This window comes from Ensifer adhaerens (assembly GCF_002940685.1).
In the GTDB taxonomy this organism is placed as follows: Bacteria; Pseudomonadota; Alphaproteobacteria; order Rhizobiales; family Rhizobiaceae; genus Ensifer; species Ensifer adhaerens_E.
In genome coordinates, this window is sequence record NZ_PNFP01000002.1 from 61,869 (window position 1) to 86,329 (window position 24,461).

At 64.1% G+C, this 24,461-nt stretch carries 19 protein-coding genes; 5 read left to right on the plus strand and 14 right to left on the minus strand.

What is annotated here, in order from left to right; genetic code table 11:
* Positions 1-91: 91 nt before the first annotated feature.
* Entirely contained in the window at positions 92-2,086 is a 1,995-nt protein-coding gene (locus tag C1A35_RS03505) for a CocE/NonD family hydrolase (protein ID WP_104663420.1), read from the minus strand.
* 50 nt (positions 2,087-2,136) lie between these two features.
* On the minus strand, positions 2,137-3,693 hold the full coding sequence (locus C1A35_RS03510; protein ID WP_234822780.1) for an ABC transporter substrate-binding protein: 1,557 nt from the start codon (positions 3,691-3,693) through the stop codon (positions 2,137-2,139).
* Positions 3,694-3,911: 218 nt separating this feature from the next.
* On the opposite strand from C1A35_RS03510, the gene C1A35_RS03515 reads away from it, so the two are divergent.
* Positions 3,912-4,697, plus strand: a complete 786-nt coding sequence (locus C1A35_RS03515; RefSeq protein WP_440271496.1) for a helix-turn-helix domain-containing protein — start codon at positions 3,912-3,914, stop codon at positions 4,695-4,697.
* Between the two features lie 55 nt (positions 4,698-4,752).
* A complete protein-coding gene (locus tag C1A35_RS03520) occupies positions 4,753-5,094 on the plus strand; it encodes a PAAR domain-containing protein (protein WP_104662981.1) in 342 nt (113 codons plus the stop codon).
* Positions 5,095-5,227: 133 nt separating this feature from the next.
* Here the strand turns inward: C1A35_RS03520 and C1A35_RS03525 are convergent, their stop codons facing one another.
* Positions 5,228-6,202 (minus strand): alpha/beta hydrolase family protein, encoded by a 975-nt coding sequence (locus C1A35_RS03525; protein ID WP_104662982.1) that lies wholly within the window; start codon positions 6,200-6,202, stop codon positions 5,228-5,230.
* Positions 6,203-6,357: 155 nt separating this feature from the next.
* Between C1A35_RS03525 and C1A35_RS03530 the strand changes: the two genes are divergently transcribed.
* Positions 6,358-7,263: a LysR family transcriptional regulator gene (locus tag C1A35_RS03530; protein WP_272939252.1), complete on the plus strand. Its 906-nt coding sequence runs from the start codon at positions 6,358-6,360 to the stop codon at positions 7,261-7,263.
* Positions 7,264-7,278: 15 nt separating this feature from the next.
* On the opposite strand, the gene C1A35_RS03535 is transcribed toward C1A35_RS03530, so the two are convergent.
* Positions 7,279-8,766 (minus strand): LuxR C-terminal-related transcriptional regulator, encoded by a 1,488-nt coding sequence (locus C1A35_RS03535; RefSeq protein ID WP_104662984.1) that lies wholly within the window; start codon positions 8,764-8,766, stop codon positions 7,279-7,281.
* Between the two features lie 222 nt (positions 8,767-8,988).
* Between C1A35_RS03535 and C1A35_RS03540 the strand changes: the two genes are divergently transcribed.
* Positions 8,989-9,243 carry a DUF1127 domain-containing protein gene (locus C1A35_RS03540; protein ID WP_104662985.1) on the plus strand — a complete coding sequence of 85 codons (255 nt, stop codon included), beginning with the start codon at positions 8,989-8,991 and terminating at the stop codon, positions 9,241-9,243.
* A 56-nt stretch (positions 9,244-9,299) separates the two neighbouring features.
* On the opposite strand, the gene C1A35_RS03545 is transcribed toward C1A35_RS03540, so the two are convergent.
* The 9 genes from C1A35_RS03545 to C1A35_RS03590 all read right to left on the minus strand — a co-directional run bounded on the left by C1A35_RS03545 (position 9,300) and on the right by C1A35_RS03590 (position 21,692).
* The gene (locus C1A35_RS03545; protein WP_104662986.1) at positions 9,300-10,931 is read right to left on the minus strand and encodes an ABC transporter ATP-binding protein; all 1,632 of its coding nucleotides are present in this window, start codon (positions 10,929-10,931) and stop codon (positions 9,300-9,302) included.
* Positions 10,924-11,751, minus strand: a complete 828-nt coding sequence (locus tag C1A35_RS03550; RefSeq protein ID WP_104662987.1) for an ABC transporter permease — start codon at positions 11,749-11,751, stop codon at positions 10,924-10,926. Before C1A35_RS03550 ends, C1A35_RS03545 begins: the two co-directional genes overlap by 8 nt.
* Positions 11,748-12,887: an ABC transporter permease gene (locus C1A35_RS03555; RefSeq protein WP_199772851.1), complete on the minus strand. Its 1,140-nt coding sequence runs from the start codon at positions 12,885-12,887 to the stop codon at positions 11,748-11,750. The genes C1A35_RS03550 and C1A35_RS03555 overlap by 4 nt, the downstream gene beginning before the upstream one ends.
* Entirely contained in the window at positions 12,872-14,461 is a 1,590-nt protein-coding gene (locus C1A35_RS03560) for an ABC transporter substrate-binding protein (RefSeq protein ID WP_104662988.1), read from the minus strand. Before C1A35_RS03560 ends, C1A35_RS03555 begins: the two co-directional genes overlap by 16 nt.
* Before the next feature lie 370 nt (positions 14,462-14,831).
* Complete coding sequence (locus C1A35_RS03565) at positions 14,832-15,614, minus strand: carnitinyl-CoA dehydratase (protein WP_104662989.1); 783 nt, start codon at positions 15,612-15,614, stop codon at positions 14,832-14,834.
* A gap of 5 nt (positions 15,615-15,619) precedes the next feature.
* Positions 15,620-17,686, minus strand: coding sequence for an acetate--CoA ligase family protein (locus tag C1A35_RS03570; RefSeq protein WP_104662990.1), 2,067 nt, complete (start codon positions 17,684-17,686; stop codon positions 15,620-15,622).
* A 292-nt stretch (positions 17,687-17,978) separates the two neighbouring features.
* A complete protein-coding gene (locus C1A35_RS03580; RefSeq protein ID WP_104662992.1) occupies positions 17,979-19,139 on the minus strand; it encodes an acyl-CoA dehydrogenase family protein in 1,161 nt (386 codons plus the stop codon).
* A gap of 139 nt (positions 19,140-19,278) precedes the next feature.
* Positions 19,279-20,772, minus strand: coding sequence for a carnitine 3-dehydrogenase (locus tag C1A35_RS03585; RefSeq protein ID WP_104662993.1), 1,494 nt, complete (start codon positions 20,770-20,772; stop codon positions 19,279-19,281).
* Between the two features lie 17 nt (positions 20,773-20,789).
* Positions 20,790-21,692, minus strand: a complete 903-nt coding sequence (locus C1A35_RS03590) for a 3-keto-5-aminohexanoate cleavage protein (RefSeq protein ID WP_104662994.1) — start codon at positions 21,690-21,692, stop codon at positions 20,790-20,792.
* A gap of 108 nt (positions 21,693-21,800) precedes the next feature.
* Here C1A35_RS03590 and C1A35_RS03595 point away from each other — a divergent pair, with 108 nt between their 5' ends.
* A complete protein-coding gene (locus tag C1A35_RS03595; protein ID WP_104662995.1) occupies positions 21,801-22,772 on the plus strand; it encodes a GlxA family transcriptional regulator in 972 nt (323 codons plus the stop codon).
* A 318-nt stretch (positions 22,773-23,090) separates the two neighbouring features.
* On the opposite strand, the gene C1A35_RS03605 is transcribed toward C1A35_RS03595, so the two are convergent.
* A complete protein-coding gene (locus C1A35_RS03605; protein ID WP_104662996.1) occupies positions 23,091-24,272 on the minus strand; it encodes a LysR family transcriptional regulator in 1,182 nt (393 codons plus the stop codon).
* Positions 24,273-24,461 lie beyond the last annotated feature (189 nt).

A 24,461-nucleotide genomic window follows, 5' to 3' on the forward strand; every position in this document is an offset into this window, starting at 1 on the left:
GATTGGTACAGCGCGTTTACGCGAAAGTCAAGCGAATGGCGCCGGACGGAGAGGAAGTCGCCAATCCGCCCGGCCGTTCCGAGGCTATGCCCTACATGAAATCGCGAGGGACGCGCTTTTCGAAGTGCTTCTCGAAAACCCGTGTTTCGCCTTCATAGGCGACGACTTCGGCCTCGGTGATCCACTCGGCTGCGGTGCAGCGCAACGTCGCGGTCGAGACCGTGCGCACCGACCAGCCGTCGCGCCTGGCAATGCAGGTCCATGTCGAAGTGCCGATCATCGACAGCGGATCGTCGGGCGCGATCGACCAGGTCTCGTCGCGGATGTCCTGGGTGGCAAGGCCGGTGTCCGGGTGCTCGGAAAGGCCGGTGTCCTCGTAGATCCGGTAGTGCGTCATGCCGTGGGTCATGTCGCGCTCGACCGTGCGGCTGGTGTTGCCGCGCTTCAGTTCCCGGTACTTCGGCAGCGGGTCGGGGTTTTCCGGCTCCGGTACGACGATCTCGCGGTGCGCGCCGAGCAGCGGCAGCGCGAGCGACAGGCTCGCCGTATCGATCGCAAGGCCGGGATCGGTCGGCTGCGGCAGGATCAGCGGCCAGTAGGCGGTCGACAGCGACACGCGGATGCGATTTCCCGCGCGGAAGCGGTAGCCGCACGCGTCGAGCGTCAGCGTGATGCGCGTCTTGCGGCCAGGCTCCATCGCGCGCGGGCTGGCATTGCCGTCGCGATGCGAAAGGTTGAGCACGCCGAAGGCGACGCGGGTGGCGGTGCCATCCGGATGCACGTCGACGAGGCGGACGGCAAGATTGGCGTTTGCGGCCTGGCAGGTGACCTCGACGGTCAATGTCGGCTGGCCGAGATAGTCGGCGGGTTGAAGCAGCGGCGCCGTCTCGAAGACAAGCGAGCCGATATCGTCGATGCGCTGGTCGCCGGCCATTTCGGCATCGGGCTTCAGCGTGAAATACTCGCCGGATGCCGTGCCGGTATCGAGCGGCGATTTCAGGTAGATCTCGCCGACGCCGGTGCCGCCGGCAGACGGCGTCAGGCGGCCGTCATGGGAAACGCCGAAAAGCTGCATTTCCGGCTGCGTCCAGGCATCCTTTGCCACCCAGCGGCCGGGATCGCTGTCACGCCTGAGCGACGGGCGCGGGCCGTCGAGGATGTAGGCGCGCACCTGCGGCCCGTTCTCGGCGCCGTTTTCCTCGTTGCGCAGCCAGCGGTTCCACCAGCGGATCGCCTCGCCGTGAAAATCGGCGCGCGGCTTGGGGAAGGCGAAATGCGGGTACTTGTGCACCCAGGGGCCGATCAGCGCCTTGGCCCTGCCGCCGAGGCCCTCGACCGCCTTCAAGGGCGTGTTGCGGTAGCCGTCGGCCCAGCCGGCGATGACGAGTGCCGGGATCTCGACCTTGTCGAAATCCTCGCAAATGGAACCATGTTGCCAGAAGGCATCGCGGCGCTGGTGTTCCAGCCATTCCTGCATGAAGTAGGGCTCATTCTCCAGCCGTTCCATCCACATTTCCTTCCAGCGGTCGCCGACGATATCGGGATCGGGCGAGCGCGACTGGTAGGCAAGCATGGTCGCTGCCCAGGACAACTGGGCGGAGAGGTGGCAGCCGTTCTTGTAGTGGATGTCGTCGTTGTAGCGATCGACGGTGGAGGCGATGGAGATGACGGCCTTCAGCGCCGGCGGCTTCAAGGCTGCGACCTGGAGGCAGTTGAAGCCGCCCCAGGAGATGCCCATCATGCCGACCTTGCCGTTGGACCACGGTTGCGCGGCGATCCATTCGATGATCTCGCAGCCGTCGGAAAGCTCGCGCGGCGTATACTCGCCGTCGATGACGCCATCGCTTTCGCCGGAGCCGCGGATATCGACACGCACGCCGGCGATGCCGGCGGCGGCAAAGACCGGATAGGTGGATTCGTCCCGCAGGCTGGTGCCGCCCTGCTTGCGGTAGGGCAGGTACTCGAGCACCGTCGGGACCGGCTCGGTGTTGGCGCCATCGGGCATCCAGATGCGGGCGGCAAGCACGGTGCCGTCCTTCAGCCGGATCCATTCGTTTTCGATCAATGTGAATTCACGTTCGGACATGTGGTTCCCAGATTCCATCTCTTTGTTCCAACGGACGTGCCGACGCGCGCTTAGCTGTCGAACCAGACGCGGCTGCCGACATAACCGTTGGACAAGTCGTTGCCGATGTCGTCGACGAAACCTTTCAGCGATGCCGAGGCGGCGTTCACGTAGTCGTTGAAGACGGGCAGGATCAGGCCGCCTTCGTCGCGCACCGTCATTGCCATGGTGTGGTACATCTCCTTGCGCTTGGTCTCGTCCAGTTCGGAGCGGGCCTGCAGCAGGAGCTTGTCGAAATCTTCGCGCTTGAAGCGCGTGTCGTTCCATTCGGCTGTCGAGAGATAGGAGGTGGAGTAGCGCGAATCTTGCGTCGGCCGGCCGCCCCAATAGGAGGCGCAGAAGGGCTGCACGTTCCAGACATTGGTCCAGTAGCCGTCCTCCGGCTCGCGCCGCACCTCGATCTCGATGCCCGCCTTCTTGGCGCTTTCCTGGAAGAGCACGGCCGCATCGGCGGCACCCGGGAAGGCGGCATCCGAGGTGCGCAAGAGGATCGGCCGGTCATGGCCGGATTTCTTGAAGTGGAAGGCGGCCTTGTCCGGATCGTAGGCCCGCTGCTCGATGCCTTCGGGCGCCAGCGCATAGTTGCCGTTGACCGGATAGTCGTTGCCGAGCGTACCGAAGCCGCCGAGCACCCGGTCGAGGATTGCCTGGCGATCGACCGCGTATTTCAGCGCCAGCCTCAGATCGTTGTTGTCGAAGGGCGCGGTGTCGCAATGCATCAGGAAGCTGTAGAAGCCCTTGCCGGCGGTTCTCAGGATCTCGACGCGCGGGGCGCGCTTCAGGAGCGGCACGGTCTTCGGGTCGATGTTGTTGATGAAGTGCACCTGGCCGGAGGAAAGAGCGGCGATCCGTGCCGTGGTGTCGTTCATCACGATGACCTCGACGCTGTCGACGAAACCGCGGTCGGCACGCCAGTCATCGGCGTTCTTCTCGAAGGTGGCGCGCAGGCCCGCCTCGTAGCTTGAAAGCTTGTAGGGGCCGGTGCCGATGGGCGAGGCCGGATTGTCGAGACCGCCCTTCGGCTGGATGATCAGGTGATAGTCGGTCAGAAGCAGCGGCAGGTCGGCATTGCCTTCGGTCAAGGTCAGCACCAGGCTGCCTGCCTTCTCCTCGATCGTCTTGATCGAGCGCATCAGCCCGAGCGCGCCGGACTTGGAGCCTTCGTCGGCGTGGCGCTTCAGCGTCGCGACGACGTCGGCAATCGTCAGCTTGCTGCCGTCATGGAAGCTGACGTCGCTGCGGATCTTGAAGGTCCACTCAGACGCATCGGCCGAGGGCTGCCAGGATTCGGCAAGCGCCGGCAGCGGCGCACCGGTCTTCGGGTCGGATTCGACCAGCGTGTCGCCCCAGAGATGGCCGATGACGAAGGAGACGGAACCGCTATAGGCGGCCGGATCGAGCGAATCGGTGGTGGCGCCGCCCTTGAGGCCAAGCTTCAGATGGCCGCCGCGCTTCGGTTCCTGAGCGCGCGCATCGGTCGCTGTCAGAGTTCCGCCAAAACCGGCAGCAACGCCAAGTGCCGCGGTGCCGGCCAGGAAGCTGCGCCGGCTGAGGCCGGCCGAGGCCATGCCTGCCGGAACGAGGAGGCCGTCGGGGCGCTTCATAAATTCGGTCATCTCAAGGTTCCCTTTGGAGTGATGCTTGTTAGGGAAAACCTAGCGTTTGCCGGTTGGCGCACAATTTCGCGACTTGACGCTTCTTTACGCGCTTTTACGCTATCTCGGTGCCACCGCTCGGAAAGAGCCATCGGCGCGTTGAATGGGGTACGGAAAGCATCGTGCAAGACATCGAAATCTTCGCCGCCAATCTGAGATTTGCCTGCGCGACCCGGCGGTCGATCTCGCAGATCTGCCGCGAAATCGGTATCAACCGCCAACAGTTCAATCGTTACATCGCCGGCGAGGCGCGGCCTTCGCCGCACAACGTGGCGCGCATCGCCCGCTTTTTCGGGCTTTCTGCCGAAGACTTCGCATTGCCGGCCAAACAGTTCGAGGCCCGCATGACGCGGCCCGATCGAGACCGGTCGGATGCCGGCCTGCTGCTCGAAGGCTTTCCCGGCGATATCGGGGGCCTCAGGCGCCATATCGGCTACTACCAGACCTATCACGTGTCGCTTTCCTGGCCGGGGCTCGTCGTCTGCTCCTGCGCAAGGATCTACGAGGAGGCGGGCTCGATCCGGGTGAAATCGATCGAGCGCATCCGCGATCCCGCAAACGAGATCCAGCAGTTCTCGAAATATGTCGGCCTCGTCACCTTCTGGCGAAATCGCATCTTCATCGCCGAGCGCAGCATCGGGCGTGAGCCGATGCTGGCGCAGACGATCCTTCTGCCGTTCGAAGTGCACCAGCGGGTCTATCTGCGCGGCACCACCATGGGGGTCTCCTGGCGCAAGGAGAACCTGCCTTACGCGTCGCGGATGATCTGGCGCTCGCTTGGGGCGCAGCCGGATCTGCGGCAGATGCTCTCGCGCTGCGGCGTGCTTTCCTTCGGTTCGCGGCATCTGCCGCAGACGGTCCGGGCCTTTCTCGATACGCCCGATGCCGAGCTTTTGACCGTGCCGACCGAGTATTGAGGCGGCGTGGCCATGTGCTAGGTTTCACCGAAACGGAACCATGGAGGAGGGGATCATGAAACTTGCTGCGGCCGCCATCGCCTGTGTTTGCATCGGCTTGCCGATGTCAGCGGCAATGGCCGAGGAGGCGCGCGCGCCGATCCCGTCCTGCGCGCTTTCGGGTGCTTCCAGCGTGATGATCGGCGGCCAGCCGGCGCTTCGACTCTCCGATGTCGCCAATTGCCCGCCGGAACTTTACGAGGTGGTGCCGAGCATCATGATCGAGGGCCAGCCGGTCGTGCACTTCCGCGCCGGCAGCGGCGAAAAGGGCGATTGTTCGGCCAAGGGTGAGGCGACGGTGACCTTCGAGGGTAACGCGGCGCAGCGGGTGGGCGATGTCGATTGCCGGCAGAAATGACGGTTGCCTGGCGCTCCGATACCATCAGATCTCTCCGCGCCACGCGATATCGCATGTGCATTCCGACTGAACGAGCCGGAGCGCCCCTGCTGGCTATCGCCACGGTAACCGCTCCGGCATCCGCCTCAAGGCGTCAGTTCATGTATTTGGCCAGATAGGACAGCACCTTTTCGGGGTGACGGCCGAACCAGTTGTAGCCGTCCTCGAAGCGCTTGGTCGTACCTTCGATCCAGTAGAGTTCCTTGTCGTTGCTCGCGAGCGCGTCGAAGGTGCTCTCGGCGTCGCTCGGGTTGTTGATGACGGCATCGTCGAGCACTTGCCACATGAAGACCGGCAGCTTGACGTTCGGAGCCCACAATCTGCCCGACATGTCAGCGGCAGCAAAACCACCGAGCTTCAGTATCTCCAGGTCGATCAGTTCCTGGTACTGCGTGATGCCCTGGTAGCCCGAAAGCTTGGTGAAGACCGACGTCATGTTGGGAACCAGCGGGCTGAGCAGGCATTTGACGTTTTCAAACAGCTCGGGGTGCTTGGTGATGGCCGCATACTGCGAAACGCCGCCCAGGCACTGGCTGAACAGGGCAACGTCCATCTTGCCCAGGCGCGGATGGGCATCGACGAACTTCTTCACGCCGACGCAGTCACGCCATTCCCACTGGCCGACGCCGCAGACGCCGCCGTTGGCAGCACCGCTCTGTCCGTGATTGCGGAAGTCGTAGGTCAGCACGTTGTAGCCGGCATCGGTCAGGTGCTTGTACTGGATAACGAAGTCGATCTCGACCGGCTCGATGAAGTTGCCCCACGGCGCGCCCATATGGCCGGGATAGCCGGCGCGGCACATCGGAAGCGCATGGTTGAAGATGACGAGCTTGTTGCTCTCGCCGCCCTTGGCCGGGATGTACCAGGCTTCTAGCGGCGTGCCGTCGTCCGACGGGATGGACAGGTCATACCAACCTTCCATGCCGTATTCGTCGGGGTTCTTGAAGATGAAGCTGCGCGGCATCTTGACCATGCCGGCCAGCGCCTTGACCTTGGCGTGATCTTCCGGGGAGATAGTTTTTTCCTGCTCCCGCGCCTTCTGCATTCGTTCCTTTGAAATTCCGGTCATAACCAGGTCTCCTCTGACTGCCCTGCCGAGACACGATGTCGGTGGGTATGGGGGTATGTTAGGCGAGCGAATTGATCGGATAAACCGCCTGGACATGACATCAGTGTTAAGTGATAACTGACAATATGCCTCTGGATCCTTCTCTGCTTCCCGCCATGGCGTGGTTCGTCCACGTGGCCCGCCGCCGCAGCTTCACCAAGGCCGCCATGGAAATGGAGGTGACGCGCGCAACCGTGTCGCAGCACCTGAAATCGCTGGAACGACACTTGAACGTGCGGCTCATCAACCGCACGACGCGCGACATGTCGTTGACCGAGGAAGGCCAGCGTCTGTTCGACGTGCTGCAGCCCGCCTTTGCCGCGATCGAAGGCGCGGTCACGGACCTGGGCGAGACCGGCACGGAACCGTCGGGCACGATCCGGCTATCCGTCTCACGCGTCGCCGCGCGGTCGTTGATCGAGCCGCATATGGCGGCGTTTCTGACGCGCTATCCGAAGCTGCGGCTGGAACTGGTGACCGACGACGGTCTCTCCAACATCGTGGCCGAAGGGCTCGACGCCGGCATCCGGTTGGGCGAAAGCCTGGACGAGCACATGATCGCGGTGCCCATCACGCCGCCGCTGGAGATGGCGATCGTCGGATCGCCTCAATACTTCCAGCGCCACGGCATTCCTGAGACGCCTCAGGAGCTGAAACAGCACAATTGCCTGTCCTATCGATTCACCTCGAGCGGCACCATCGACCGCTGGACGTTCCTCACGCCCGACCAAGAAGCACGCGCCGTGATCTACGAACCCCAGGGCAACGCCGTCTTCAACGACGACGACAGCATGTTGCGGGCGGCGCTGCAGGGCGTCGGCCTGGTGCAGCACCTCGACCTCTGCGTTCGTCCGTATCTGGAGGATGGCACTTTGGCGCGTGTTCTTCTGCCGTGGGTTCATCCCCGTCCGGCGTTCTTTCTTTACGTGCCGTCGCGCGCTCAGATGCCCGCCAAGACCCGAGCGCTGATGGACTTTCTTGTCGAGCAGCGCAAAAAGCTGGCGCGACAGGTCGCGCCATAGCGGTTGGCTAGGGCTTCATGTCGTTGAAGCGGGGTCGGGGAAACCAGGCTCCTGGTCAAGCCTTGCCAGCCGCGCGCCGTCCCGAATTGCGGCGCGCGCCGGTGGATTGGTGACCGGATAGCCCTCGATGAAACGCTCCACGGTGAAGGACGGAAACTCGGCCCGCAGCCGCCCCGCGACCTCTGCAGCCTCTTTGGCCTCGCCGTTCAGAGCATGGGCCATCGCTTGGAACATCAGCGTATTGGGCGATTCCTGCGAACTCTTTTCAAGCGCGGACAGGCACTCACGATAGCGCCCGACGACGAAGAGGACGCGCGCGAACATGCCATGGTACCAGGGCGGGCCGAGCGGGTTGAGCGAAAGCGCGCGCTCGATGAAGGGAATCCCATCGGCGGGATCGCCGACGATCAGGGCCTTGGCTCCCGCGAGCAGCGCCAGCGTATCGGCGTTGTTCCTGCCATATTCGAGCGCCCGAGCGTGGGCTTCGGCGGCACCCGCGAGATCACCGATGCAGGCTTTGAAATCGCCGATACAGGTATGGCCGGCCGGATCCGTCGGATCGAGTCGCAGCGCCTCCTCGGCGGCGCTGCGCCAGTTCTTTCTTGCGCTTTCGAGGTCGTCGGCAAAGCCGTTGGCCGCCTGGATGGAATGGGCATAGGCGAGTTCGGTCCAGGCGCGCGCCCGCCCGGGATCTAGCTCGATCGAGCGCGTCAGCAATTGCATGGCGGCGGCGTTGCCGTCCGGGCTGAAGCGATTGTGCTGTTCGACACCCAGCAGGAAGTAGTCATAGGCTTGCAGGCTGCCCGGCGGCTTTTGCCGGCTCGCCTTGCGGCCGATGGCGGCGAGCGTGCCGAAGCAGCCGGCGAGCACGTTGATGACGCTCTCAGTGAGGCTGTCCTGCAGCGTCAGCACGTCCTCCATCGTGCGCTCATAGCGCTCGCTCCAGAGTGTCATGCCGGTGCGCGTATCGGAAAGCTGGATCGTCAGGCGGACCCGCCGGTCGTCGGCGCGCAGCTGGCCGGTGATGGCATAGGTGGCGCCGACCGCCTGGACGTGGTCTTCGAAGCTTTCCGGCCGGTTGCCGAGCAGCTTCATCGTATGGAAGGCGATCACGGGCAGATCGGCGAAGCGCGCGAGATCGACGCAGATGTCGGATGACAGGCCGTCGGCAAAGCGGTGCCAGCGCTCCTCCGGATTGAGGCTCTCGATGGGAAAGACGGCGAGCGTCGGCGAAGCGGGCTCGGCGTCGCGCAATGGCGCGACCGCCTCGGTTGCCGTCCTGCCGGCCACCATCTGTGCGACCGAGGCGGCAAGCTCGATCTTGTTGCGAACGCCGAGCTTGCCGTAGATCGTTGCCAGATGCGTGCGCACCGTCGACGGCGCGATAAACAGCGCTTCGCCGATTTCGCGATAGGTCAGGCCGGCGGCAAAACGCTCGGCCACGGAGCGCTCGCGGTCTGACAAGGCTTCGGTGGCGACCTGTGGTGTCGAAATACGGTTCATGGCTGCTTCCTGCCATCTGACCGGGCCGTTTTCAATGGCGGCATACTGCAAGGTGCCACAGTGCCCCTTGCGCGTCCAACGGCGCGCGCGGTGCTGCAGGCAAAATACTACAAATGCAGGAGAGGAAAACACAGCAGCTGCGCGATGTGGGACGCGTGCGACGCGCCTAGAGTTCCGACAGTGTTTCAACGCCCTGAGGGGCAAGAAGAGGTGGGAACGGCGATGAGCAGCCTGCTTTCGGGAATGTCCGATTTCTATCACGCCGTCCGGCTGGATCTCAGCCAGCCGGCCAAATATCTCGCCGACAGCCTTGGCCGTCACGATCCTTTCCGGATCCTTGTCATCTGGGAGGACCGCGTTCGCGTCCGTGAGCAACTTCAGCTCATGGCCGATCAATATCCGGAGCGGCTGAAGGATATCGGGATGACGAGGGCTGAGGTTCGCGCAGAGACGAGCAAGGCCTTCTGGCAACGCTGAGCTTGCCTGACGAAGGCATGAGACGGCGGCACGCGATCGTGCCGCCGTCCCGTTTTTCAGTTGCCGGCGCTTTCCATGCGCCGCGTCTTCAGCACCCGCTCCAGCCAGCCGATCTCCATCTCCGGAACCGACTTCAACAACAGGTCGGTGTAGTCGTCGAAGGGCGGCGACAGCACCTTCGACTTCGGCCCGAAGCGCACGAGGCGGCCGCGATGCATGACCGCGACGCTGTCGGCAATCGCCCGCACGATGGCGATGTCGTGGGTGATAAAGACATAGGAAACAGCGGTTTCCTCCTGAAGCTTCAAAAGCAGATTCAGGATGCCTTCGGCCACTAGCGGGTCGAGTGCTGACGTCGGCTCGTCGCAGAGGATCAGCTCCGGCTTGGCGGCGAGCGCCCTTGCGATCGCCACCCGCTGCTTCTGGCCGCCCGAAAGTTCCGCCGGGTAACGATCAAGGAAACGGCCGCCCATTTCGATCTGGTCCAGGAGCTCGTTCACCCGCTCGGTCTTCTTCTGGCCGTGCAGGCCGAAGTAGAAGGAGAGCGGTCGGCCGACGATGTCGCGCACCGTCTGGCGCGGGTTCATCGCGGTATCGGCCATCTGGTAGATCATCTGGATGCGGCGCAGCTCGTCGTTGCTGCGACCCTTCAAGGCCCGCGGCAGTTCCTTGCCCTCAAAGGTGATGCGGCCCTCGGTCGGCGGCAGAAGGCCGGTGATGACACGGGCAAGGGTGGACTTGCCTGAACCACTTTCGCCGACGATCGCCAGCGTCTGACCCTTCGGCAGATGCATCGAGACGTCGTGCAGCACCTTGAAGCCATTGGCATAGCCGGCGCTGACATGCTCGATCTTCAGCTGCGTCCCGGTCTGGTCGGCGGCCTCCTCGCGTTTTGTCTGGCGGACGCTGACGAGCGCGCGGGTGTAATCCTCGCGCGGCTCTTCGATGATCTGCTGCGTGGTGCCGTATTCCACCGTCTTGCCGTGGCGCAGCACCATGATGTCGTCGGAGATCTGGGCGACGACGGCGAGATCGTGGGTGATGTAGAGGGCTGCCGTATGCGTCTCTTCGATCGCATGCTTGATTGCGGCGAGCACGTCGATCTGGGTCGTCACGTCGAGCGCCGTCGTCGGCTCGTCGAAGACGATCAGTTCCGGGTTGGGGCAGAGCGCCATGGCGGTCATCGCGCGTTGCAGTTGCCCGCCGGAGACCTGGTGCGGATAGCGGTCGCCGAAGGTTTCCGGATTGGGCAGGCCCAGCACCCGGAAAAGATAGAGCGCCCGCTTCCTTGCCTCCTCGCGGCTCATGATGCCGTGGCGCAGCGACGCCTCGATCACCTGGTCGCCGAGCCGGTGCGCCGGGTTGAAGGCGGCCGCTGCCGATTGCGCGACGTAGCAGACGCGGGCGCCGCGGATCGAGCGGATGCCGCTCCTGTCGAGCGTCAGGATGTCCTTGCCGTCGAGCAGGACCTGACCGCCGGTGATGCGCACGCCGCCGCGGCCGTAGGCGAGCGCCGAAAGGCCGATGGTCGACTTGCCAGCGCCGGACTCGCCGATGAGGCCGAGCACCTTGCCCTTTTGAACGTCGAACGACACGCCTTCGACGAGGGTCACGACCTTGGGCGGTTCGCCCGGCGGATAGCTGGTCGCTTCGATCTTGAGGTTCTTGACGGAAAGCATCTCAGGCATCGCCGCGTCCTCCCTTGAGGCTCGAGGTTCTCTTCATCAGCCAGTCGACCACGAGGTTGACGCAGATCGCCAGCGTGGCGATCGCGGCACCCGGGATGAGTGCTGCCGAAATGCCGAAGATGATGCCGTCCTTGTTGTCCTTGACCATGCCGCCCCAGTCCGCTGCCGGCGGCTGGATGCCGAGACCGAGGAAGGAGAGGGTGGAGAGGAACAGGATCGAGAAGGCGAAGCGCAGGCCGAATTCGGCGAGCAGCGGCGACAGCGTGTTCGGCAGGATCTCGCGGAAGATGATCCAGAGCGAACCTTCGCCGCGCAGCCTTGCGGCTTCGACGAACTCCATGACCGCGACATCGAGCGCGACGGCCCGGCCGATGCGGAAGACGCGGGTACTGTCGAGCACCGCCATCACGAGGATCAGGATCCACAGATGCTGCGGCAGCACGGCAAGCACGACGAGGGCGAAGATCAGCGTCGGGATCGCCATCATCAGGTCATTGAAGCGAGAGAAGAGCTGATCGGTGAAGCCGCCGACGACGGCGGCCGTGAAGCTCAGGAGCATGCCGAGCGAGAAGGAGAGCACGGTTGCCGCCAGCGCCACGAAGATGGTGGTGCGGGCGCCATAGATCAGACGCGAGAGCAGGTCGCGGCCGAGATTGTCTGTGCCGAGCAGGAAGTCGCCGCCGGCCGGAAGCCAGACGTCGCCGACGACGTCGCGTTCGCCGAAGGGGGCGATCATGGGTGCGAAGAGCGCGCAGAAGATCGCGATCGCAATGCCGGCGATGCCGATCCAGGCGCTAAAGGGGATGGATCTCAGGTTCATCGCGGGTGCCTCAGTCTCGGGTTGGCGATGATCGCGAGAATGTCGGCCGCCATGTTCAGGAAGATGTAGAAGGCGGCAAAGATCAGGCCGCAGGCCTGAACGACCGGCATGTCGCGCACGGTCACCGCATCCACCATGTACTGGCCCATGCCCGGATAGACGAAGACCACCTCGACGACGACGACGCCGACGACGAGATAGGCAAGGTTGAGCGCAATGACGTTGATGACCGGCGCCACGGCGTTGGGAGCCGCATGGCGCGCGATGATGCGGAACATGCTGAGGCCCTTCAACTCCGCCGTCTCGACATAGGCCGACGACATGACGTTGAGGATGGCCGCGCGGGTCATGCGCATCATGTGGGCGAGAACGACGAGAACGAGGGTCGCGACCGGAAGGGCGATCGCCGAGAGCCGTTCGGTGAAGCTCATGCTGTCATAGACGGTCGCGGGGAAGGTCGCGATGCCGTATTGGACGGCGAAGAACATGATCAGCAGGTAGCCGACGAAGAACTCCGGCAGCGAGATCGCCGCGAGCGAGACGACGTTGATGATCTTGTCGGGTAGCCTGTTGCGGAACTGCACCGCCAGCATGCCGAGGCCGACGGCGAGCGGCACGGAGACGAGCGCTGCGAAGAAGGCGAGGAACAGCGAATTGCCGAGGCGCTTGGAGATCTGTTCGCCGACGGAGTTCTTGCTGGCCCAGGACGTTCCGAAATCGCCCTTTACGGCGCCGCCGAGCCAGGAGAGGTAACGTTCGCTCCAGGGCTTGTCGAGGCCGAGATCCTTGCGGATGTTTTCCACCGCCTGCGGCGTTGCCGACTGGCCGAGATAGGTGGTGGCGAAATCGCCCGGCAGCGCCTCGATGCCGCCTGATATCATCAGCGAAACGGCAAAGAGAAGGCCGACGCTCAAGCCGAGGCGCTGCAGGATCAGCGCCACGAGCGGGCGACGGAAGGTGAAGCGGCGCCAGAAGGTGCCGCCGATCTGGCCGTTCGAGGGGTTGGCGGCTGCCGGGTTGGGTTTTGCTGGTACTCCGGAAAGTTCGGCAGGGCGCGGATGGGTTCCATCCGCGCTCCCGTCCGTCGGAACCGGACCAGTGAGCGGTCCGCTTTCCATCATCATGCGTCCAGCCATACCCGGGTTGCGACATAGCCGTTCGACATGTCGTTGCCGATATCGTGCACGTAGCCCTTCACCTGCTTGGTGGAGGCGTTCACGAAGTCGTTGAACATCGGCAGGATCAGGCCGCCTTCGTCCCGCACCATCATGGCCATGGTGCGGTACATGTCCTTGCGCTTGGCCTCGTCGAGTTCGGCGCGGGCCTCGAGCAGGATCTTGTCGAAGTCCTTGCGCAGGAAGCGGGTGTCGTTCCAGTCGGCGGTCGAGAGATAGGCGGTGGAATACATCTGGTCCTGGGTCGGGCGGCCGCCCCAGTAGGAGGTGGAGAAGGGCTGCACGTTCCAGACATTGGTCCAGTAGCCGTCGCCCGGCTCGCGCTTGACCTCGATCTCGATGCCGGCCTTCTTGGCGCTTTCCTGATAGAGCACGGCCGCATCGACCGCCCCCGGGAAGGCGACGTCGGAGGTGCGCAGCAGCACCGGGCCGCTATGGCCGGACTTCTTGTAATGGAAGGCCGCCTTGTCGGGATCGTAGGCGCGCTGCTCGATGCCTTCGGGGAAGAGGGCATAGGTGTCGTTGATCGGGAAGTCGTTGCCGACCTTGCCGTAGCCGCCGAGGATGCGCTGGACCATGGTTTCCCGGTCCATCGAATATTTCAGCGCCATGCGCAGGTCGTTATTGTCGAAGGGGGCGGTGTTGCAGTGCATGATGAACACGTAGTGGCCGCGGCCCGACGTGTTCAGGATCTCGACCGTCGGCGCCTTCTTCAGAAGGTTTACCGTCTTCGGATCGACGCGGTTGATGTAGTGCACCTGGCCGGAAGAAAGGGCCGCGATACGGGCGGTCGCATCGTTCATGGCGATCAGTTCGACCGAGTCGACGTAACCGCGGTCGGTGCGCCAGTCGTCGGCATTCTTCTCGAAGGTGGCGCGAACGCCGGCCTCGAAGCTCGTCACCTTGAAGGGGCCGGTGCCGATCATCGCGTCGGGCGCGTCGATGCCGCCGCCCGGCTGGATGATGAGGTGATAGTCGGTCAGCAGCAGCGGCAGGTCGGCATTGCCTTCCGTCAGCACGAGCACCAGCTTGTCGCCGTCGGCCTTGATCTCCTTGATCGACTTCATCACGCCGAGCGCGCCGGATTCCGACTTCTCGTCGGTGTGGCGCTGCAGGGTCTTGATGACGTCGTCGAGCGTCAGCTCCTTGCCGTCATGGAACTTCACGCCCTTGCGGATAGTGAAGGTCCAGGTCGAGGCGTCGGCGGACGGCTCCCAGGATTCGGCAAGGGCCGGCACCGGTGCGCCTGTGGTCGGATGGCTTTCGACCAGCATGTCGCCCCAGTTGCGGCCGACGACGAACATGAACTGCGAGAGTGCCTTGGCCGGATCCTTCGAGTCGGTTGCAGCCGCCCCTTCGAGACCGAGCTTCAGATGGCCGCCGCGCTTCGGCTCCTGCGCTGCAGCGCTGGTGGCAAACAGCGTGCCCGCCGTCGAAGCGAGGATACCGGCGGCAGCCGCGCGGCCCAAAAACTCGCGCCGGTTCATCTTGCCGAGCATGACCTGTCGTGTGAGGTAATCCTTGTAATCGCTCATTCCCCTGTTCCCTTTTCTCGTCGGCATTCGCCGTTCGTTGTGGTTGGTAGAGATTGTATCGATGGCTTCGGACCGGCCCAAAGCGGCCGTTTCTGGTTGTTCCGGGTCTTGTTTCTCCCTCCTTCGGACCGAGCGCCCTTCGTTCAGATCGATAAGCGTAATCGCTGGAACTCTTGTTGTAACGCCCTAAATTACAATTTATTTCCATAAGCTTGGCTTATGGATGCGCGTTTGATGGCGCGCGGTTTTTCCCGCGCGTCTCGTCACGTTCCGGTGCCGGTCGTCCGGCTCTGTTGCCTGCGCCGCCAAGGGTCGGCGGTATCGATCGGGAGCGGGATGCGGGCGGAAAGCCGCGCACACCTTTCCCGCTCTAGCGGCCCTTCCACACGGGGTCGCGTTTCTCCGCAAAGGCGCGTGCGCCTTCCAACTGGTCTTCGCTCGAATAGAGAATGTCGACGGTCTTGAACTGCCTTTGGGTGATCTTGTTCATCGTCGTCTGGAAAGCCTCGCCTTCGGCGGCGCGCACCACTTCCTTGATCGCGGCATAGACGAGCGGCGGGCCGCTTTCGAGCAGGCGGGCGAGTTCCCAGGCGCGCTCCATCAGTTTGTTTGCCGGCAGGATCTCGTTGACGAAGCCCCAGCGATGCGCCTCCTGCACATCGAGCCAGCGACCGGTCAAAAGCATGTCCATGGCGATGTGATAGGGGATGCGCTTCGGCAGCTTGATCGAGGCGGCGTCGGCAACCGTGCCCGAGCGAATCTCGGGCAGAGCGAAGGTTGCATGTTCGGCCGCCAGGATCAGGTCGGTCGAAAGCGCGATCTCGAGGCCGCCGCCGCAGCAGATGCCGTTGACAGCCGCGATGATTGGCTTGTTGAGATCGCGCAGCTCCTGCATGCCGCCGAACCCGCCGACGCCATAGTCGCCATCGACCGCGTCGCCGTCGGCGGCAGCCTTCAGGTCCCATCCCGGACAGAAGAATTTTTCGCCGGCGCCGGTGATGATCGCGACGCGCAAGCTGTCGTCGTCGCGGAAGTCGCGAAAAATCTCGCCCATGACCCGGCTGGTCTTCAAGTCGATGGCGTTCGCCTTCGGCCGGTCGATCGTGACTTCGAGGATGGCGCCTTCGCGGCGTGTGAGGATCGGTCCGGTCATGAGGGTCAGTTCCTCCGGCGAATGAGGGCGTCTGCGGCAACGGCTCCCTGGCCCTGCGGCAACACCATCAAAGGATTGATATCGAGTTCTTCGAGATTCGAAGCGTTTGCAACGACATAGGATGCCGCTGCGGCGACAGCGTCGGTCAATGCAGCGAAATCGCCGGCCGGACCGCCGCGATAGCCGTCGATGAGCTTGCGGATCTTCAGCCCACCGATCGCTTCCTTGATCGCTTCCGGCGTCGTCGGCAGCGTCAGGATGGCGGAATCGTCGAGCAGTTCCACGAGGATACCGCCGGCGCCGATCGTCAGCACCGGGCCTGCCACGGGGTCGCGCATCGCGCCGATGATGAGTTCCGCGACCGGTTTTGCGACCATCTTTTCGACGAGGTAACCGGAGGCGACTCCGGCCATCGCCTTTGCCGCCGCATGAACCTCGTCGCGGCTTGAAAGGTTGAGCTTCACGGCGCCCGCTTCGGTCTTGTGGGCGACGCCGAGGCCCTTCAGCACCACCGGGAAGCCGAGTGCTTCGGCAGCCGCTGCCGCCTCTTCGGCGGTTGCCGCGGTCTTGCCCGCGGGCACCTGTAGGCCCGCGGTGGCAAGTTCTACCTTGGCCTCGTGTTCGCTGAGTGTGATTGTTTCCCAGGCGTGGACACCGCTGCCATCGAGCAGTCGTGGCGGGGCTGGCTTTGCCCAGGCCGCCCCGATGTCGGCGGCCGTCTCGATGGCCGCCAGCGCCTCCTCGATGCCGAAAAAGGGCACGATGCCGGCCTTCATCAGGAAGAGGGCGGTTGCCTCCGGCATGTTCTCGCCGAGGCTTGCGACGATGCCGGCGCGGGCGCCGGTGGCTCTCGCCGCGTCGATCACCGCATGGCAGGTGGTTTCCCAATCGGCCGGGTCGCAGCGGTCGAGCCGCGGGAAATCGAGCACGAGCAGATTGATTGCATAACCGCCCGTCATCATGGCGGCAAACGCGGTCGTCTGCTTCTCGCGGTTGCCCCAGACGAAGGTGTGGTAGTCGAGCGGGTTGGCGATCGTCACCATCTCGCCGAGCGCGTCTTTCAGTGGTTTCTTCTGCTCGTCGTGCAAGGGGCGGTAGGTGACCCGGTAGCGCTCACCGGCGTCCGCCATCAGCGAGGCCTCGCCGCCGGAACAGCTCATCGAGGAGATGTCGCGGCTGTCGAGCGGGCCTGTCACATGCAACAGCTTCAGGGATTCGAGAAGTGCCGGCAGCGTGTCGACGCGACCGATGCCGAGACGGGCAAGCAGGGCAGAGGAGACGCGGTCGTTGCCGGCAAGCGAGGCGGTATGCGACACCGTCGCAAGCTGGGCCGCTTCCGACTTGCCGACCTTCAGCGTCACCACCGGCTTGCCGAGCTCACGCGCCCGCGTTGCCAACCGCTCTAAGGCTGCCACGCTGTCGAAGCCTTCGATATGCAGTCCGACGGCGGTGACGCGCGGGTCTTCAAGCACTGCGCAGGCGATGTCGGACAGGCCCGTCTGCGCCTGGTTGCCGGCGGTCATGACATAGGCAAGCGGCAGGCCGCGCGTCTGCATGGAAATGTTGCAGGCGATGTTGGACGACTGCGTCAGGATCGCGACGCCTTTTTCCACGCGGAGCATGCCGTGCTGGTCTGGCCAGAGCAGAGCGCCATCGAGCATGTTGATGAAGCCGTAGCAATTGGGCCCGACGATCGGCATGTCGCCGGCAGCGGCGACCAGCGCCTCCTGCATGTCGTTGCCGTCGTCCAGCTCGCTTGCGGCCTCGCGAAAGCCCGAGGCATAACAGACGGCGCCGCCTGAGCCGCGGCTAGCCAGATCGCGAATGATGTCGATCGTCAGCTGCCGGTTGACGCCGACGAAGGAGGCGTCGGGGGCGCCGGGCAGTTCGGCAACCGAGCGGTAGCATTTGCGGCCGAGGATCTCGGCCTCGCGCGGGTGCACCGGCCAGATTTCGCCGGTAAAACCCATCTTGTCGCATTGTTCGATGACCCGCCGGGCTTCCTTGCCGCCGAAGACGGCGATCGAGCGCGGGCGGATCAGGCGGTCGAGGGAGCGGGGAGTGGAGGTCATGCTGCCTTGCACTCCGCCATAGCGCTTGCCGCCAGCGCCCTCATTCCTGTGCTTGTCACAGGAATCCAGCCGGCTTGCGTCTGCAAGCCGGTAGGAACACTTTTCATCTCGAAACGCGTGCGCTGCGTGCCTTGGTCATGCGCGGCACGGACGTGCCGCTGCTGGATTCCTGTGACAAGCACAGGAATGAGGGAAGAGAGGTTTGCCGCCTCTGGCCTCTCTCCCCCCTTGTGGGGGAGATGCCCGGCAGGGCAGAGGGGGGTGAACTGAGGAACGCTGACCTTCATCCTCATCACGCTCCCAGCGGCCGCAGCAGGTCGCGGCTGATGATGTGGCGCTGGATTTCCGACGTCCCGTCCCAGATGCGCTCGACGCGGGCGTCGCGCCAGAAGCGGGCGAGCGGCAGGTCGTCCATCAGACCCATGCCGCCGAAGATCTGGATCGCCTCGTCGGTGACGCGGGCGAGCATCTCGGTGGCGAAGACCTTGGCCGACGCGATCTCGCGGTTGGAGGGCAGGCCGTTGTCGAGCCGCCAGGCAGCCGACAGCGTCAGGAGATCGGCGGCGTCGATGTCGGTGATCATGTCGGCGAGCTTGAAGGAGACGCCCTGGTTGGCGCCGATCGGCTTGCCGAACTGCTTGCGATCGGCAGCATAGTTCAGCGCATAGTCGAAGGCGCGGCGCGCGCGGCCGACAGAGGTCGCAGCCACCGTCAGGCGGGTGGCGTAGAGCCAGTCGTTGGCGACGTCGAAGCCCTTGTGCACTTCACCGAGGATCTGGGAAGAGGGCAGGCGGCAATCGTCGAAGGTCAGGATGCAGTTGTTGTAGCCGCGGTGGGAGACCGAGTTGTAGCCCTTGCGGATCTCGAAGCCGGGCGTGCCGCGGTCGACAAGGAAACAGGTGATCTTCTTCTTCGGTCCGCGCGGCGTGTCTTCCTCGCCGGTGGCGATGAAGACGATGACGAAATCGGCAATGTCGGCATGGCTGATGAAATGCTTGGTGCCGTTGACTATCCAGTCGTCGCCATCCTTGCGGGCAAAGCACTTCATACCGCGCACGTCGGAGCCGGCATCCGGCTCGGTCATCGCAAGGGCGTCGAACTTCTCGCCCTTGACGGCCGGGATCAGATATTTCTCGCGCTGCTCGGCATTGCAGCCCATCAGGATGCCCGAGGGGCGGCCGAAGAAGACGGTGAGGCCCATGGAGCCGCGGCCGAGTTCACGCTCGACCAGGGTGAAAGAGGTGTGGTCGAGGCCGGCGCCGCCCACTTCCTCCGGGAAATTGCAGCCGAAGAAACCGATCTCCTTGCATTTCCGGGCGATTTCCTGGCCGAGCTCGCGCGGCACCACGCCGGTGCGCTCGACCTCGTCTTCATGCGGATAGATTTCGGTTTCGACGAAGCTCCTGACCGTATCGACGATCATCTGCTGTTCTTCGGTCAGTGCGAAATTCATTGTGTTGTTCCCCTCGTTTTCGCGCCGCTGACGTCGGTGCCGCAAACGATGGCCGCCTCCTCAAGCGTCCTTCGGCTGCGGGTTGCGGCTCCGCCGGAAGGCGAAGCTGCCTGTTGTTGCTGGCCTGCCGCCGTTACGGTCAGGCGCGCTTCTGGCCGACGAAGCGCCCGGCGCCTTCAGGCGTCGGCAGCTGCGCATGGGCTTCGGTAATTGCGCGGAGCTTGCCCAGCACCGTCTCGGGTGCCGCGACCGCCTTGCCGGCCTTGCTGTCGACATGCAGCATCATCTGCTCGGCGGTGGCGACGGCCTCGTTGGTCGCGGCATTGTAGATCGTCGAGAAGATATGCAGGCGCTTTTCGTCCGACGACAGGATCTGGCAGGTCGAATAGAGCGCCTCGCCGAGCTTGGCCTCGCCGAGGTTCCGGATATGGGTCTCGACCGTGTAGTAGCTGTGGCCGTCGCGGACATATTCGAGGTCGACGCCGATCAGGCGCAGCACGCCGTCGGAGGTGTCGCCGAAGACCTGGAGATAGCGGTGCTCGGTCATGTGGCCGTTGTAGTCGACCCAGGCGGCGCTGACCTTGGTGTCGAGAATGCGCAGCGGCTTGACGTCGCCGAGGTTCGCTTCCGGCTTCTTCGCGTTGGCCCACAGCTTGGCTTCGAAATCGGCAAGCAGCTTGCCGGCACCCCAGCCTTCGCCGCCATTGCCGGATTTCAACGCATGCATGATGCCGACAAGGTTTTCGTCGCGGATGCGTTCGAGCTCGCGGATGGAGCGGCCGGCGGCCTGCGCGTCCGACTGAGCGCCGATCTTTTCGACCAGCGCATCGTCGAGGTCGACGACGTCGGTGAACTTCGTCCAGGGCCATTTCAGGCACGGGCCGAACTGGGCGAGGAAGTGGCGCATACCCGCTTCGCCGCCGGCGATGCGGTAGGTCTCGAACAGGCCCATCTGCGCCCAGCGCATGCCGAAGGAGTAGCGCATGACGTTGTCGAGCGTTTCGGTATCGCAGATGTCGTCCTGGATCAGCCACAGAGCCTCACGCCAGAGCGCCTCGAGCAGGCGGTCGCCGACGAAGGCCTCAATTTCCTTGGCGATGACGACGCCCTTCATGCCGATCTGCTCGACGCCCAACATGGCGCGCTCGATCGTCGCTTTCGTCGTCTTCTTGCCGCCGACCAGTTCGACGAGCGGCAGCAGGTAGACGGGGTTATAGGGATGCGCCACGAACATGCGCTCGGGGTGGTGCATCTCGGACTGGAGATCGGAGGGCAGAAGGCCCGAGGTGGAGGAGCCGATCAGTGCGTCGGGCCGTGCGGCCGCATCGATCTTGGTGATGACGCCGCGCTTCAGCTCCAGCCGCTCCGGCACGCTTTCCTGAATCCAGTCAGCGCCTTCGACGGCTTCCTCGATGCTCTTGCAGAAGGCCAGTTTTCCCTTCGGCGGCAGCGGCGCCATGGTCAGCATCGCATAGGCGCGCTCGGCATTGGCCATGACTTCGCCGATGATGCGTTCGGCTTCCGGATGCGGGTCGAAGATCTTCACGTCGATGCCGGCAAGCGCAAAGCGCGCCACCCAGGCACCACCGATGACGCCACCGCCGACACAGGCTGCTTTGGTGATAAAGCTCATGATCGTTCTGTCCCTGCTCAGCGCTTCGTCAGCTTCAGTTTCTCGCGGACCTCTTTCGGTCCGATGATCTTGGCGCCCATGCCCTCGATGACGCCGACCGCCTTTTCGACGAGCCGGCCGTTGGTGGCGAGCTGGCCCTTGCCGATATAGAGGTTGTCTTCAAGGCCGACGCGGACGTTGCCGCCGGCGAGAACCGCCGCTGCCGGATAGGCAAGCGCATTGCGGCCGATGGAGAAGGCCGAGAAGGTCCAGTTGGCGGGAACGTTGTTGACCATGGCCATGAAGGTGTTGAGGTCATCGGGCGCGCCCCACGGAATGCCCATGCAGAGCTGGATCAGCACCGGATCCTCGATCAGGCCTTCCTCGACGAGTTGCTTGGCAAACCAGAGATGGCCGGTATCGAAGGCTTCGATCTCGGGGCGCACGCCGAGCGCCGTCATCTGGCGGGCCATTTCGCGCAGCATCGACGGCGTGTTCGTCATGACGTAGTCGCCGAGCGAGAAGTTCATGGTGCCGCAGTCGAGCGTGCAGATCTCGGGCAGACATTCGGCGACATGGGCGACGCGCTCGGTGGCGCCGGCCATGTCGGTGCCCTTCTCGTTGACGGGCAGGGGCTTCTCGACATTGCCGAACACCAGATCGCCGCCCATGCCGGCGGTCAGGTTCAGGACGATGTCGATATCGGCGGAGCGGATACGGTCGGTCACTTCCCGGTAGAGATCGAGCCTGCGGGACGGCGCGCCGGTTTCCGGATCGCGAACGTGGCAGTGGATCACGGCAGCGCCGGCCCTGGCTGCCTCGACCGCCGCTTCGGCGATCTGCTTCGGCGTGATCGGAACGTGGCTGGACTTTGAAACGGTGTCTCCCGAGCCGGTGACGGCGCAGGTGATGAATACCTCGCGGTTCATGCTGAGCGGCATTGCTGTCTCCCTTTTATTGACCCCATTACGATCCAAGAACGACCACATTGCTTTTCATTATCGGCTGCATCCTATACATTATCGGCGACAGGGCGGAGAAGTTGGGGCATGGATCAGAACGTTTCGCAGGTGCAGCACGTCGATATCCTGGTGCTGCCGGAGACCAATCTGATCCTCGTCGCCTCGGTCATCGAGCCGATGCGCGCCGCCAACCGTATCGCCGGGCGACCGCTCTATGACTGGGCGATCTACAGCCCGGATGGCACGCCGATCGAGACGAAGAGCGGAATTCCCATCCCAGTGTCAGGCGCCTTCCGGCCGCAGCGCGAGACAGCGCCGCTGTTCATCCTCTCGAGCTACAACTGGGAGCGCAGCGCCACCTCGCAGCTGAAGATGCTGCTTTCGCAGACGGCCCGGCACCGAGAGCTGATGGCGGGGATCGAATCGGGTTCCTGGCTGCTTGCCGAGACCAGCCTGCTCGACAATTTCAAGGCGACCACCCATTGGGAGGATTTCGAGGATTTCACCACCACCTATCCGCAGGTGACGATGGTGCGCGAGCGCTTCGTCATCGACGGCAAGCGCATCACGACGGGCGGCTCGCTGCCGACGCTCGACCTGATGCTCGAATTGATCCGTCGGGTGCATGGCTATTCGCTGGCGCTGGAGGTCTCGCGCCTCTTCATCTACGAGCAGGAGCGCACCCGCGGCGATCTCCTGCAAATGCCGGCGATCGGCAACATGCGCATCCTCGATCCGCGCGTGGGCGCTGCCGTCAAGCTGATGGAGGAAACGGTGGAGTTGCCGCTGACGCTCGCCAGACTCGCCCGCCGCATCGGCGTCAGCACCCGCCATTTGCAGGATCTCTTTCGCGATACGATGGGGGTGGCGCCGCACGAACACTATCTGGCGCTTCGGCTGAACGCCGCCCGGCGCAAGGTGATCGAGACGCGCATGGAATTCGCCGACATCGCCGCCATCTCCGGCTTCAATTCGTCGTCTTCCTTCTCGCGCAGCTACCGTGCCCATTATCGCGAAAGCCCGAGCGAGACACGCAGGCGGCTGAAGCTGAAGAGCTGAGGCGGCGCTTCATGTGTTGATTCAACGGGGAGTTTTCGGAGTCGTTTCAGGCGGTTGGTGGCGGATGATCAGGAATTGATTCCGATTCTGGTACGCCGGACACAGAGCTTTGTGGCTTTGGCCCGCGACAGTCTCTTCCTCCCTCATTCCTGTGCTTGTCACAGGAATCCAGTCAGCCCAAGTCCTTGGGCTGAAAAGAGTCCTTCCGCCGCGCCGACGCGCGTCGACTGGATTCCTGTGACGAGCACAGGAATGAGGGTAGCGGAGATGCTCCAGATACGGGAGCGTTGTGCTGAGCACTGTCTACTTCCCAACCCATCATGTCTGCGCGCCCGCTCTTTTCATCATCGAGATCATCAGTTCTCCGATCTCCCCGGCAAAGGCGCCGCGCGGCCAGACGAGGGTGAGCGATTGCCGATAGGCCGGACCGAGCCGGATCATGGCCGGCGGGAGGTGCACGCGAGCGAGCGAGGAATGCGGCAGCACCGAGAGATAGCCGTGCTGGCGAACGAGGTTGATGATGACAGGGATGGAATCGACCTCGACCAGGGTGACGCGCCGCCGTTCGGTTTCATCAAGCGTATCGTCGAGAAAGCGGGCGGCCTCGCGGCGCAGGCCGCTGCGGACGCTCGGCACCGCGATCGGGCAGGCAGCAAGCAGCCGCGGCAGGTCTCCGCCGTGCTCGGAAAGGGCGGAGGCCGGGCCGGCGAGCACCAGCGGCGTCTGCGACACCAGCCGGCCGTCGCAATCCAGGGGGATCTCGGCGACATCGAGCAGGGCGGCATCGAAGCGGCGGCTGCGCAGACCGGCCAGAAGTTCGTCGGCCGTCGTGCTGGAAATGTACAGCGGCTGGCGCGGCCGGCTTCGGTGCCAGTTCGCCGTCAGGGCCGCGAGCATGCGGGCGATCTCGCTTTCCGGGCCGAGCGGCATGACGGCGCCGAGCCGCCAGGTGGCGACGTCGCGGCGAAAGCGGTCGGCAGAGGCGTGGGTCAGCCGCGCCCAGATATCGAGCAGGGCCTCGCTGAGGGGAATGATCCGCTCAGCCATTGGCGTACAGAGGACCCCACCATGGGAGCGCTCGAACAGCCTGGTACCGAGATGGCGTTCGAGATCCGCCATCTGCCGCGTCAGCTGCGGCTGGCCGAGGCCGAGCGCCTTTGCCGTGGCGCGGATGCTGCCGGAGCGGGCGATGCGGACGAAGCGGTCGAGCGCGACGAGACCGATCGGCGGTATGGGGGCGCTCGCCTCCCGCCCGACGCCTTCCAGGATGGCGGTGATCTTGCCGGTTGCCTCTTCGACGTCGACGGCGCGCGCGCGCGCTTCGAGCGTCACCACCAGCGCTGTTTCTTCCCGGCGGAAGAGTGGCATGGAGATCGCCTGTTCGAATCGCTTGACCGCGGCGCTGACGCTCGACGGTGCCCGGCCGCAAAGGGATGCGGCGCGGCGAACACCACCTTCGCGAAGCACTGCATCGACCAAAGTGATCGTCGCCATATCCATTCACATGTCCCCGGACGCGGCACCTGCATCTGGCGCGTTCTGAAATCTGCATCACCCGTTCTGGATTTGGGATATAGCATGGATGCGCGATAAGCGCATAGCATGCATGGAGCACCCCGGCATTTTCGAGCGTCGGTTGCGAGACATCAGAGCATCCGCGCAGCGCTTCGAACCCGGGGCGATCCAGCG

What these genes read in the sequence shown, in the direction of transcription:
- C1A35_RS03505 (WP_104663420.1), bottom strand. Translation starts at nt 2,086, where the DNA reads ATGTCCGAACGTGAATTCACATTGATCGAAAACGAATGGATCCGGCTG.
- C1A35_RS03510 (WP_234822780.1), bottom strand. Translation starts at nt 3,693, where the DNA reads ATGGCCTCGGCCGGCCTCAGCCGGCGCAGCTTCCTGGCCGGCACCGCG.
- C1A35_RS03520 (WP_104662981.1), top strand. Translation starts at nt 4,753, where the DNA reads ATGAAACTTGCTGCGGCCGCCATCGCCTGTGTTTGCATCGGCTTGCCG.
- C1A35_RS03525 (WP_104662982.1), bottom strand. Translation starts at nt 6,202, where the DNA reads ATGACCGGAATTTCAAAGGAACGAATGCAGAAGGCGCGGGAGCAGGAA.
- C1A35_RS03530 (WP_272939252.1), top strand. Translation starts at nt 6,358, where the DNA reads ATGGCGTGGTTCGTCCACGTGGCCCGCCGCCGCAGCTTCACCAAGGCC.
- C1A35_RS03535 (WP_104662984.1), bottom strand. Translation starts at nt 8,766, where the DNA reads ATGAACCGTATTTCGACACCACAGGTCGCCACCGAAGCCTTGTCAGAC.
- C1A35_RS03540 (WP_104662985.1), top strand. Translation starts at nt 8,989, where the DNA reads ATGAGCAGCCTGCTTTCGGGAATGTCCGATTTCTATCACGCCGTCCGG.
- C1A35_RS03545 (WP_104662986.1), bottom strand. Translation starts at nt 10,931, where the DNA reads ATGCCTGAGATGCTTTCCGTCAAGAACCTCAAGATCGAAGCGACCAGC.
- C1A35_RS03550 (WP_104662987.1), bottom strand. Translation starts at nt 11,751, where the DNA reads ATGAACCTGAGATCCATCCCCTTTAGCGCCTGGATCGGCATCGCCGGC.
- C1A35_RS03555 (WP_199772851.1), bottom strand. Translation starts at nt 12,887, where the DNA reads ATGGCTGGACGCATGATGATGGAAAGCGGACCGCTCACTGGTCCGGTT.
- C1A35_RS03560 (WP_104662988.1), bottom strand. Translation starts at nt 14,461, where the DNA reads ATGAGCGATTACAAGGATTACCTCACACGACAGGTCATGCTCGGCAAG.
- C1A35_RS03565 (WP_104662989.1), bottom strand. Translation starts at nt 15,614, where the DNA reads ATGACCGGACCGATCCTCACACGCCGCGAAGGCGCCATCCTCGAAGTC.
- C1A35_RS03570 (WP_104662990.1), bottom strand. Translation starts at nt 17,686, where the DNA reads ATGACCTCCACTCCCCGCTCCCTCGACCGCCTGATCCGCCCGCGCTCG.
- C1A35_RS03580 (WP_104662992.1), bottom strand. Translation starts at nt 19,139, where the DNA reads ATGAATTTCGCACTGACCGAAGAACAGCAGATGATCGTCGATACGGTC.
- C1A35_RS03585 (WP_104662993.1), bottom strand. Translation starts at nt 20,772, where the DNA reads ATGAGCTTTATCACCAAAGCAGCCTGTGTCGGCGGTGGCGTCATCGGT.
- C1A35_RS03590 (WP_104662994.1), bottom strand. Translation starts at nt 21,692, where the DNA reads ATGCCGCTCAGCATGAACCGCGAGGTATTCATCACCTGCGCCGTCACC.
- C1A35_RS03595 (WP_104662995.1), top strand. Translation starts at nt 21,801, where the DNA reads ATGGATCAGAACGTTTCGCAGGTGCAGCACGTCGATATCCTGGTGCTG.
- C1A35_RS03605 (WP_104662996.1), bottom strand. Translation starts at nt 24,272, where the DNA reads ATGGATATGGCGACGATCACTTTGGTCGATGCAGTGCTTCGCGAAGGT.